At 57.9% G+C, this 698-nt stretch carries 1 protein-coding gene; it reads right to left on the bottom strand.

The window, feature by feature from the left end; all coding sequences use genetic code 11:
• Nucleotides 1-698 (bottom strand): condensation domain-containing protein (locus tag ACX0G9_RS31705; RefSeq protein WP_459069010.1); only part of this gene is annotated, 698 nt, incomplete at both ends.

Here is a 698-nt window from a genome sequence, read left to right as displayed (position 1 = left end):
CCGATGCGCATCAGCGGCGCATCGCTCAACACAAAGCCCTGACGACGGTCCTCCTCCTCATATAACCGGATCGCTTCGGCCTGCCCAGCCTCATCCAGGCCCCGCAGATCACGCTCCGTTACCGGCATCAACACCTCCCGGTAAACAGCCCGTACCGGTACCGTAAACACCCCGGCATAAAAACTGCTGCGAAGTATGCTATGACGCCTCATCGTCCCGGTCCAGCTTGCCCCAAAGGCCGCCTTGTCTATTGCCCCCACCTCGCAACTCAGCTGCTCCACATAGGACCCCGCATGCCCGTCGTACAAACTATGGAACAACATCCCTTCCTGTAAACCGCTCAACCCGCTCAGCCCCACTAACCACTCCCGACGAGAACTTCCTTCTGCCTGCCCCAGCGGGTCCTCCATCCGCTCTCCTAAAAAGGCGTCCAGCTCCCCGGTCGTCATCACCTCCCCTAATCCATAATCAGACGGCGTATATTCCTCCCTTATTAAAACCTGGCCCGCACAATGATCGATCAGATCCGACAACACCGTCACATAGTTTTCTGCCAACCCCCGGATCGTCCCTTCTTCATAATGTAGACCGCTATAACTCCAATCCACGACCAGCTCCCCGCCCTGGACCTTCCCGTTAACCGATAGCTTCTCCTGCACTTCCTGGTCTGCCCCTATGCTCTCCCCCATCCGCTCCAC

The sequence above is a fragment of the Flavitalea flava genome, assembly GCF_054461575.1.
This window is presented reverse-complemented; position numbering and strand designations above follow the sequence as displayed.